Here is a 9,881-nt window from a genome sequence, read left to right as displayed (position 1 = left end):
CATCACGACAAATTGTGATGTGTCATCTCATGGCTATTATGGGAATTGATATCGAGAAAGCAAAGAATATAGTTTCTAAAATGGAGGAGGAAGGACTCATTCATTTTGATGAGTTGGGGTATGATGTCGAATGGCAGGTACTTGACAGAAAAGATTTCCAAGTGCCGCAAAACCGTGAAAGAATTTTTATTATCGGACATTCTAGAAGATACAGTCCCCGATTCTTATTTCCTCTCAGAGGAGAAAACAGCTCAACTGGTCTTGAACGATTAGGTAATGTTAATCCGTCAGGTAAAGGGATGAATGGGGAGGTTTATTTATCAAGTGGGTTAGCACCAACCTTAACCAGAGGAAAAGGTGAAGGAACTAAAATTGCCATTCCAGTTTTAACCCCTGATAGACTAGAAAAACGCCAACATGGGAGACGATTTAAGGGCAATCAAGACCCAATGTTCACCCTAACTGGTCAAGATCGACATGGGGTAGTTGTCGCAGGAACTTTACCAACCTCTTTCATCCAAACTGGACGAGTCTATGACCTTTCAGGGCTTTCTCCAACGCTGACAACCATGCAAGGAGGGGATAAAGTTCCTAAGATTCTCTATCGTGAAGAAGCGCCGCATTTGAAAATTATTCTAAACCTGACAATCAAGAAATACAAGTTAATTTACTTCAGGTGCTTAATAAACAAATGGCGCTGCTTAGTCAGTTTCATAATCACTATACACGAAAAGAGAAACTATTCTTTTCCCTTATGGAAGGTCATGGACATGATTCACCTCCAAAAGTAATGTGGGGATTAGATGATAATATACGTGAATTATTCGAAGTGGTTCAATCTGATGTCAGTCGGATTCCTCACGAATCTATTGAAGATGTATCTAAGAATTTTGAAGGATTTGCTCTAGAATTTGAAGAGATGATTTTCAAGGAAGAGTCCATTCTTCTTATGATTTTACTTGAGACACTCACTCAAGATGATTGGCTGTCTGTTGCTAGAGAAAGTGATGCATACGGTTATGCCATAATTAAGCCCACGGCGGAATGGGTACCTGTTTGAGAGAATTTTGTAGAAAATATTGAATCTGAGGATTCCGAAATTGTTTCTAACACACGTGTCATCGATACCCCTGAAGGCCAGTTTACTATTTCCTTTGCACCGAAAGAAAGGGAAACTGTTATAGATCGTTCTACTCCACAACCATTTGGAAATGGTTTTCTATCAGTTGAACAGGCTAATCTTATTTTTAACCATCTACCTTTAGAAATTACTTTTGTCAACAAAGATGAGATTTTCCAATATTATAATGATGGCACACCAGCTGAAGAGATGGTTTTCAAGAGGACACCGTCACAAGTTGGTCGGAATGTTGAACTATGTCATCCGCCGAAAGTTTTGGATAAGGTTAAAAAGATCTTTGCACTCTTACGAAATGGCGAAAGGGATAAGGTAAGCATGTGGTTTAGGTCAGAAAAAATCGTAAATTTGTCTATGTCACCTATGCAGCAGTTCGTAATGATAAATATGAGTTTGAGGGTGTGCTTGAATACGTCCAAGATATTCAAGAATTTTTGGATTTAGATAGCGATGTTAATAGAGATATCTAAGATTTTTTACTAGATAAGTTTAATATCTTTTAAACTTGAATTGGTAATAGAATTCGTCCGATTTTAAGTTTCTGATAAAAGGATGAATCATGATAGTATAATTCTGAACAGGTATAAAATATATAAGCTCATAAGCAGTGCAGAAAAAGTATTTGAGTACATATAACTCCAATAATAATGAGAAAAACACCAAAGTATTTAATCCTTTGGTGTTTTTGAAAAATAGTAGATATAATCTCATTAAACTTTTGTTGTTATCAGTTTAGTAAGCTGTTCTTCAATGCACTTCAAATCTTCCTCCTCCGACTGAGTTGAAATTTCAAGAACAAATCGTTGAAAAAAGTATGCAAATAGGAGTCCTAAGCCTGTTCGGATAACCTCACAATCTTCCTGATAAGTAACAATATTGGGGTTATCATTTTGTAACCGGTTTAGCTGCATTTTCAAATCATCAATAATAGTATCTTGAATAGCAACCATTAGACTCTGACGTAGTTCTGAATTAACTAAGATTTCCTGAAGTATTATTTTTATTATATCTGCATTTTGAGCTAAGAAACGAAAACGATTCTGGACAATAAAGTGAACAACATCTTCAATTTTACTATAGGTCTTCAATTTGGGCAGAAATTCTTTTTTCAACTCAGGAATGAGAGGCTCAATAATTTCTGATAAAAGCTCCTCTTTGGTTTTGAAATATTTAAAAATGGTGGACTGACTAATACCAGCTTTTTCTGCAATTTGGGCAGTCGAAGTTCCATTGTAACCTTGCCGCGAAAACAGTTCAATAGCAGCAGAAAGGGTTTTCTTTTTTCCAGCAGGCATTTTTTGTGCTTCCAGCCAATTCTGATAGCTATGCAAAATCGTGTTGTTATCCATTATTACCTCATTCTTTTCTTCTCTATTATACCTTGCGGTAGCGTTTTAGTCCAACGATATTCAAAATTGTTAAAATGACTAGAAACAAGGAAAGGACAAGTAGGTCATTTCCAAGATAGACAATGCTGGTACCGTTCAGAACAATTTTTGATAAGGCGTTCCCGGCATAATAAAGTGGGAGTACTTTCCCAATAGATTGCACCCAGCCTGTCATAGAATCTAAAGGAATAATACCTGAAAAGAAAAGTTGCGGAGTGATAATAAGCGGGATAAATTGCATCATTTGGAATTCGGACTTGGCCAAAGTGGACAGCAGGAGACCAAATGCCAGAGCGACTAGCGCAAAAAGAATATTGACAATGATGACATCTCCTATATTGCCAAGAACTTCCAAATCCAAGAGCCAGATGGTTGATAAGACAATAACAACTGTCTGAAGTGCTGCAATAAAACCGTAAGCCAGCATGTAGCCATAGACGATATCAGATCGCTTGACTGGTGTGGCTAGGAGGCGATCCAGTGTTCCCGTGGTACGTTCTTTCAAAAGAGCCATCCCTGAGATGAGAAAAACAAAGAAGAAGACAAAGAAGCCCATCAGAATAGGAGTCATTTTGGTAAAGAAAGTGGTGTCCTCATCTCCATAAATATATTGTTCAGAGAGGTTGATATCATCACCTTGAGAACTATAAATTTCTTCTGTTTCGGCTTGATCAATATTTACTTCATTAGAATCGCTGGCTTGTAAATTGCCAGACTGTCTTTGTGCCTTTTTAACAGCTTGAGCACTGGCTTCTTGTGCCTTCTTGAGATTTTCGATTAGGTCCTGAATTTGCGCTTGCTTGAGGGTGCTCGTTATGACCTGACGGGTCAAGTTTGTTTTGCCGGGATCAGTATTGGCATAAGTTACCTGGTAGTCGTTTTCGTCCTTGAAAATAAGGACGGCATCGACTGTCTGATTTTCTAAAGCCTGATTTGCCTTGCTTTCTGTTTTATAATCCTTGGCCTTAATATGTTTCACATCGTCTAGGGATTTGACAATACTATCGGAAACATCGACGGCAGCGATGCTGACATTTGTTTCAGTATTAGCGGAAAAAGCAGCATTCATGAGCCACATGATAAAAACAGGCGCTATAAATAATAGGATCAGTGTTCGTTTATCACGTAATAGTTCCAGGAATACTTTTTTTGAAATGGCCAAAATCTTCATTCTAATTTTCCCTCTGCTTTCAAGAAAACTTCCTCAACTGTATTGACACCATATGATGACTTAAGGGCAATGGGGCTGTTAAAGGCGATCAATTTGCCATCAAGCAACAGTCCAACCTTATCTGTCAGCTCCGCCTCATCCATGACATGGGTGGTAATCAATATGCCAACCCCTTCAGACTTCAATTGATGTAGTTCTTTCCAAACCTGACGGCGCAGAGCAGGGTCAATACCAACAGTTGGCTCATCAAGAATGAGGAGTCTAGGATTCCCTAAAAGTGCAATGGCTAAAGACAATCGACGTTTCATACCGCCAGAGTAGCCTGAAACGGACTTATTGAGGTGCTCCGTTAGTTCGACAACTTGTGAGACATGTTTAATGGCTTCAGGAATCTCAGCGCGAGACAGTCCCTTCATCCGGGCAAAAAATTGCAGATTCTCGAAACCCGTCAGTGACTCATAGAGGGCATCCGATTGTGCCATATAACCAATTTCTCCCAAGACATAGCGGTTGGGCATATGATGCCCTAGCACAAGCGCCTCTCCCTGATCCGCCTTTTCCATCCCAAGCATGGTTTTAATCATGGTTGATTTTCCAGCACCGGATGGGCCGATTAAACCGATAATTTGACCAGCTATCAGGTTAAAATTGATCTTGTCAAGAACAAGCTGCTGCCCAAAGTTTTTAGAGATTGCTTGTAAATCTAATAATTTTTCCATAAGAGCCTCTTTCTAAGTAAGTGAGTAATCACTCACTTTTTTTATTATAGTGGATAATCACTTACTTGTCAAATTATTTTTTAAAATTTAAATTGAAATTTGCTAACAAAATTGAGAAGCATCAAGTTTTCCCTCATACAAAGATGCTACAATATAGTAATAAAGAGAAAGGACGATTTGAATGAGCTATTCAAAACTTTTAAAAGAAATCATGTACGATGAAGATAATATTTTATATACAGAAAAAGGGATAAAACCACTTTTTTCTGCTCCAGAGACTGCTCAAATTATAATCATAGCACAAGCACCGGGTATTCGTGCTCAAGAGTTAGGTATATTTTTCAATGATTTAAGCGGCAATAAGCTTCGTGAATGGTTAGGTATTGATAGAGAATGTTTTTATGATTCTGGATATTTTGCAGTGGTCCCAATGGATTATTATTTTCCTGGAAAAGGTAAAACGGGGGACTTACCTCCAAAGAAAAGGATTTGCAGAAAAATGGCATAAGAAAACATTAGTTCTCATGCCAAATAAACAATTAATACTTTTGATTGGTGCCTATTCTCAACGATATTACTTAAAACAGAGATCGACGGAAAATTAACCAATACTGTAAAGAATTTCGATAGATATCTACCTGAATTTTTCCCCCTTGTGCACCCTTCGCCACGTAATAATATTTGGCAGTCTAAAAATCCTTGGTTTCTGGATCAGGTTATTCCTGCTTTGCAGGAACGTGTTAAAGCAATTCTTAAATAAAGATTCGGAAATATACAGAAGATCGTTTTTAAACAATCTACCAGGAATGGTAGGTTTTTTTATAGTCAAAATTTTTAGAACTGACACTAACGTAACCGAATAGAATTATAAAAATATAGGTCTATGATTAATATCATTAAATCAATTGAACATAGTTAGATGTATTTGAAACACTCTAGACATTCTAGTATTTTTAAAACTTGATATAAATCAATTCTTATATTTTTATACTCATTTATACTAGAGACAATAAGGGAGGTAGAAATCATGCAAAAATGGTTATCAGGTTATCGAAATTGGTTGACAGCAATAACTGGTGTTCTTATTATACTTGCTTTTTCATCCAAATGGGTTTTTAGTAGTGAGCAGGGATCAGCTTATCTACTGTTTGTAGCTTCATTAGTTGGCGGTTTACCAATTTTTGTTCAAGCCTATCAAGCTCTTAGAGTTAAGGTCATTAGCATCGATCTCTTAGTAACTCTTGCTATTTTAGGGGCATTTGTTATTAAAGAGTTTGAAGAATCAGCTATTGTAGCTTTTCTCTTCTTGTTTGGTGCATACTTAGAACAAAGAACATTAGCCAAGACACGTTCTGCGATTAAGAATCTTGTCGAGTTGGTGCCAGAGACTGCATTTCGGAAAGCACACAATGGTGACTTTGAAGAGGTGTCGGTTGAAGAAGTTGAAGAAGGTGACATTCTTATAGTAAAAACAGGTGGTAAGATCCCTGTTGATGGTGAAGTTATATTTGGCGCTGGTACAACAAATGAATCTAGCATAACAGGTGAGCCTATTCCAGTCTCTAAAGGTCTAGGAGATAAAGTTTTTGCTGGTACTATTCTCGAAAATGGGACCATACAACTTCGTACTGATAAAATTGGGGAAGACACAACTTTTGGGAAAATTATTGAATTAGTCGAAGAAGCACAAGACTCCAAATCAAAAGCTGAAAGATTTATTGATCAATTTTCAAAATACTATACACCTGCAGTTTTGGTGCTTGCTATTCTCGTTTGGCTTATTAGTCGCAATATTGAGTTAGCCGTTACTATTTTGGTTCTTGGATGTCCTGGTGCATTGGTTATTGGGGTACCAGTTTCAAATGTGTCAGGGATTGGAAATGGCGCACGACATGGTATTTTATTTAAGGGTAGTGATGTCATTACAAACTTTAGTAAAGTTGATACAATGCTATTTGATAAAACAGGAACATTAACTTATGGTAACCCTCAGGTTACACAGACAATCTACTATAGCAGTGATAGGAGTCTTGCTGAGAGCTTACTGGCTAGTGTTGAGAGAGAATCAGATCATCCGCTCGCGAAAGCAATTGTGAACCATTACTCAGGTTCTGTAGTAGAGGTAATTGACTCAACAGAGGTCGTTCAAGGTGGGGGAGTTGTTGCTCGTATTCAAAATCACCAAGTTCTCGTAGGGAACTCTTATTTGATGAATCAATATAATATTCCTTTCACTAACCAGATGAAGAGCGACATAGCAGGGATGGAAGCAGAAGGGAATTCAATTGTCCTAACTGCTATTGATGGACAAATAGCTCTTGTTGTAGGGATTCGCGACCAGATTAGACAAGGAGTCAAGGAGGATTTAGAGACGCTTAAGAATATGGGAGTAAAAAATCTCATTCTATTGTCTGGAGATAATCAAGGTACAGTTGATTTAGTTGCTAGTCAGTTAGGCTTAACCGAGGCTTATGGTCATCTACTACCAGAAGACAAGGCAGAATTTGTGAGAAAACGTCAGGCAAGTGGAGAAATAGTAGCATTTGTCGGAGATGGTATTAATGATAGCCCATCATTGGCCTTGGCAGATATTGGAATTGCCATGGGAAACGGTACAGATGTTGCCATTGAAACTTCAAATGTTGTTTTGATGAATTCGGATTTTCACAGAATCCCTCATGCGATCGGATTGGCTAAAGCTACACGACGTAATATGATTGAAAATATCTTCATTTCATTGCTAGTCGTAGTAGTTCTTCTTATCAGCGTTCTCTCAAGTTCGTGGATGAATATGGCTATTGGCATGTTTGTTCATGAAGGTAGCATTCTCCTGGTTATTTTGAATGCTATGAGGCTTTTAAAATATAAAAGAAAATAGAGATTCTTGATATAAATCAATTTTTTATTCTAAATATTGTACTATACTAAAGATATAATAAGGAAAGGAAGTAAAGATGATGAAAAAAGCTATACTACAGCTTGAAACACTGGCTTGTCCTACATGTATGCAAAAAATTGAGGGAGCCATTAAAAGTGTGGCAGGTGTTGATAAGAACAGTGTTAAGGTTCTCTTCAACGCTAGCAAGGCAAAAGCAAATTTTGATACAAGTCTGACAAATATTGAAGAAATTGCGAATGCAGTACGAGCAATTGGCTATGATGTTCTAAAAGCATCAGAAAAATAATAGGGGGGAAGTTGTAATGTTAAAACAATTTTTTGAAGCAAATGATGAGATGCTTGATTTATATACTAATGCTATCACAAAAGCTCATGGGAAAAATCATCCAGAAGTTTTTGAAGTTCGCAAACTTTATGAAACAATTCAGCATAAAATTCAGGGTAATAATATGGACCTATCAAATGAATTTTCGGAACTAAGGGGTGTCACAAAAGATTTTGCGATTCCAGATGATGTTTGTGGGACATTTACTAAAACCTATCAGCTCTTAAAACAATTTGTCGAATTATCTCAAGAGTAGGTTTCGTCAATTAGAAAGAGGTTATCCATGGTTCAACATCTTTGCGTAACACTTGTACCATTATTTAATTATCTGTCAGAAGATGAGCAGATTGAAATCAATCAATTGGCGAGACACCAACAATTTAAAAAAAATGAGATTATTTTCAAACCAGGAGATGAAAAACTAGATATTGTAGCTCGTGGAAGTATGAAAGTATTCCAACTGTCTACAAATGGTGATGAACAGCTTTTACGGGTCGTTGAACCGGGTAGCTATGAGGGTGAAAATCAGTTGTTTGGTATAAAAAACGAGACACTTTTTGGTGAAGCTCTCGAAACAACTGAAATTTGTAGCTTGAGCAAACAAGCTTTTAATCAAGTAATGCTTAGGAATCCACAAATAGCTCTTAAATTATTTGAATTAAGTGCGCAAAAGATGATTCAAGTAGAGAAACAGGCCCAGATTTTATCTATGGAGCGTGTTGAGGAACGTTTGTCGAACTACCTCTTGGATTTGTCAAAAGTAGCGAATGATTATCAGTTCAGTTTACCTATGAAGATGATTGATATCGCGCGATATATAGGAACTACCCCTGAAACTCTTTCTAGAAAATTTAGATTTCTTGAGGATAATAGATTGATAAAACGTTCAGGTAGAAGAATAATTATTCTTAACAGAGATGGCTTACTTGATTTATGAGGTAAAAAATGTCGTTTGACAAATTAAAGGAATATCTACCCTATCGAGGAGAAAAATATATTAAGCCTGAAAAGGCTGGTAATTATAGCCGGTATATGATGGATTTAAGGGACCTAGCTCGACAGGCCCGGGATGAATTCAGTTTAATCAGTAAATCTTTTGAAGACAGGGTAAAGCCATTTAAAGCAGAGCGTGTTAGTCAATGGATGAATCAATCTCAGTTATGTCGTCCACATTTTTGGTGTTACTTCCGATTGCCTTCCGATGGTTTGGATGATTCGGCATTGGCTATTCGTCTTTATGGGGAATCTGATAATTTCGGAATTTCCGTTGAGGTTAGTTTTGTAGAAAGAAGAAGGTCTGAAAACAGTTTAGAGAAACAAAATAAAGTTTTGAATCTTCTTCCTTTTGGAGCCATGTATTACTTTGTACAAAAAAATGGTATAAGTTTCAAAATGGATGCAACAGAAGAAAATCGAAAGAGTTTACTAAAACAGGTCAAATCAGGTGAGGTTCGTAAGGTCTTGGTTAAACAGGATATTCCAATTGAGACTGACCACTCATTAGAACGGTTAATTGATGATCTATTAAAAAGTTTTGATGAATTACTGCCATTTTATAAGGAAACAAAGAAATAAACTAAAGGATAGGTAGAAGTAACACCTATCCTTTAGTTTATAAAAATTATAGAAAGTCAAATTTATCCCAAAAAGAACGAAATAGTATAATTTTCTTTCCATTTCTATTTATTAATCCTTCTTCTTGAAAAGCTCTTAATTTACGGGACATAGTTTCAGGACTGGTAGCCAGATAGCTGGCTAGTTCTTTCAGTGAGACTGGTATCGTAATGGTCTCTTCAGTCATTACCTCTGAAGGGAGAGAGAGCTGACTGAAGTAGGTAGCTAAACGATCCTCTATTGAATCAATTGCCAGTAGTTGCAGTTGCTTCTCAACCTCTAAAGATTTGTAGGCATTTAATTGAAGTAGTTTGCAGCTTAATTGTGGGTAAAGATTGATTAACTTATTGAAATCTGACTTATATAGGATACATACTTTTGTTTCTTTGATGGCCTCTCCATAAAGAGAATCATTTGAGAGACCAAAGAGATAATTCTCTCCGTCATATTGTCCCTCATTAACAATACGAATAAGCTGTTCCTTACCAGTTTTACTCAGTTTATAGATTCTCATAGCACCAGCTGAAATAATCGATAGCTGCTCTGGATCATTGAGGCTGGGCAAAAACTAGCTTCTCACAATAAAAAAACGAGCAGTTCCAATTAGGAGTTGCTCGTTTTCCACTT

Annotated in this window: 8 protein-coding genes and 4 pseudogenes; 8 read left to right on the top strand and 4 right to left on the bottom strand. The window is 36.9% G+C overall.

Translation table 11 applies throughout. The annotated features are described in order from the left end of the window. Positions 1 to 17 precede the first annotated feature (17 nt). Positions 18 to 158 (top strand): annotated as a pseudogene (locus tag ACPC57_RS10855) (hypothetical protein); the annotation flags it as partial. Positions 159 to 591: 433 nt separating this feature from the next. Next, positions 592 to 1,608 (top strand): annotated as a pseudogene (locus ACPC57_RS10850) (PAS domain-containing protein); the annotation flags it as partial. Positions 1,609 to 1,848: 240 nt separating this feature from the next. Here the strand turns inward: ACPC57_RS10850 and ACPC57_RS10845 are convergent. From ACPC57_RS10845 to ACPC57_RS10835, 3 genes are read right to left on the bottom strand one after another with little or no spacing between them, the layout of a single operon-like run. After that, positions 1,849 to 2,487 (bottom strand): TetR/AcrR family transcriptional regulator, encoded by a 639-nt coding sequence (locus ACPC57_RS10845; protein ID WP_217375166.1) that lies wholly within the window; start codon positions 2,485 to 2,487, stop codon positions 1,849 to 1,851. Positions 2,488 to 2,512: 25 nt separating this feature from the next. Further along, positions 2,513 to 3,697, bottom strand: coding sequence for an ABC transporter permease (locus tag ACPC57_RS10840; RefSeq protein WP_434066948.1), 1,185 nt, complete (start codon positions 3,695 to 3,697; stop codon positions 2,513 to 2,515). Next, on the bottom strand, positions 3,694 to 4,416 hold the full coding sequence (locus ACPC57_RS10835; RefSeq protein WP_434066947.1) for an ABC transporter ATP-binding protein: 723 nt from the start codon (positions 4,414 to 4,416) through the stop codon (positions 3,694 to 3,696). Before ACPC57_RS10835 ends, ACPC57_RS10840 begins: the two co-directional genes overlap by 4 nt. 181 nt (positions 4,417 to 4,597) lie before the next feature. Between ACPC57_RS10835 and ACPC57_RS10830 the strand changes: the two are divergent. The 6 genes and pseudogenes from ACPC57_RS10830 to ACPC57_RS10805 all read left to right on the top strand — a co-directional run bounded on the left by ACPC57_RS10830 (position 4,598) and on the right by ACPC57_RS10805 (position 9,215). Continuing rightward, positions 4,598 to 5,176 (top strand): annotated as a pseudogene (locus ACPC57_RS10830) (uracil-DNA glycosylase family protein). A 267-nt stretch (positions 5,177 to 5,443) separates the two neighbouring features. Further along, positions 5,444 to 7,294 carry a heavy metal translocating P-type ATPase gene (locus ACPC57_RS10825; RefSeq protein WP_434066946.1) on the top strand — a complete coding sequence of 617 codons (1,851 nt, stop codon included), beginning with the start codon at positions 5,444 to 5,446 and terminating at the stop codon, positions 7,292 to 7,294. A 79-nt stretch (positions 7,295 to 7,373) separates the two neighbouring features. Continuing rightward, positions 7,374 to 7,601, top strand: a complete 228-nt coding sequence (locus ACPC57_RS10820) for a heavy-metal-associated domain-containing protein (RefSeq protein ID WP_171989977.1) — start codon at positions 7,374 to 7,376, stop codon at positions 7,599 to 7,601. 16 nt (positions 7,602 to 7,617) lie between these two features. Next, positions 7,618 to 7,896: an iron-sulfur cluster repair di-iron protein, ric gene (locus ACPC57_RS10815; protein WP_171989973.1), complete on the top strand. Its 279-nt coding sequence runs from the start codon at positions 7,618 to 7,620 to the stop codon at positions 7,894 to 7,896. 27 nt (positions 7,897 to 7,923) lie between these two features. Further along, positions 7,924 to 8,577 (top strand): Crp/Fnr family transcriptional regulator, encoded by a 654-nt coding sequence (locus ACPC57_RS10810; RefSeq protein WP_277836950.1) that lies wholly within the window; start codon positions 7,924 to 7,926, stop codon positions 8,575 to 8,577. An 8-nt stretch (positions 8,578 to 8,585) separates the two neighbouring features. Further along, positions 8,586 to 9,215, top strand: a complete 630-nt coding sequence (locus ACPC57_RS10805) for a hypothetical protein (RefSeq protein ID WP_274503944.1) — start codon at positions 8,586 to 8,588, stop codon at positions 9,213 to 9,215. A gap of 46 nt (positions 9,216 to 9,261) precedes the next feature. Here ACPC57_RS10805 and ACPC57_RS10800 read toward each other — a convergent pair. After that, positions 9,262 to 9,813 (bottom strand): annotated as a pseudogene (locus ACPC57_RS10800) (Crp/Fnr family transcriptional regulator); the annotation flags it as partial. Positions 9,814 to 9,881 lie beyond the last annotated feature (68 nt).

Origin of the sequence: Streptococcus sp. VTCC 12886, assembly GCF_049893425.1 — a bacterium.
GTDB classification, from domain to species: domain Bacteria; phylum Bacillota; class Bacilli; order Lactobacillales; family Streptococcaceae; genus Streptococcus; species Streptococcus suis_AA.
This window is presented reverse-complemented; position numbering and strand designations above follow the sequence as displayed.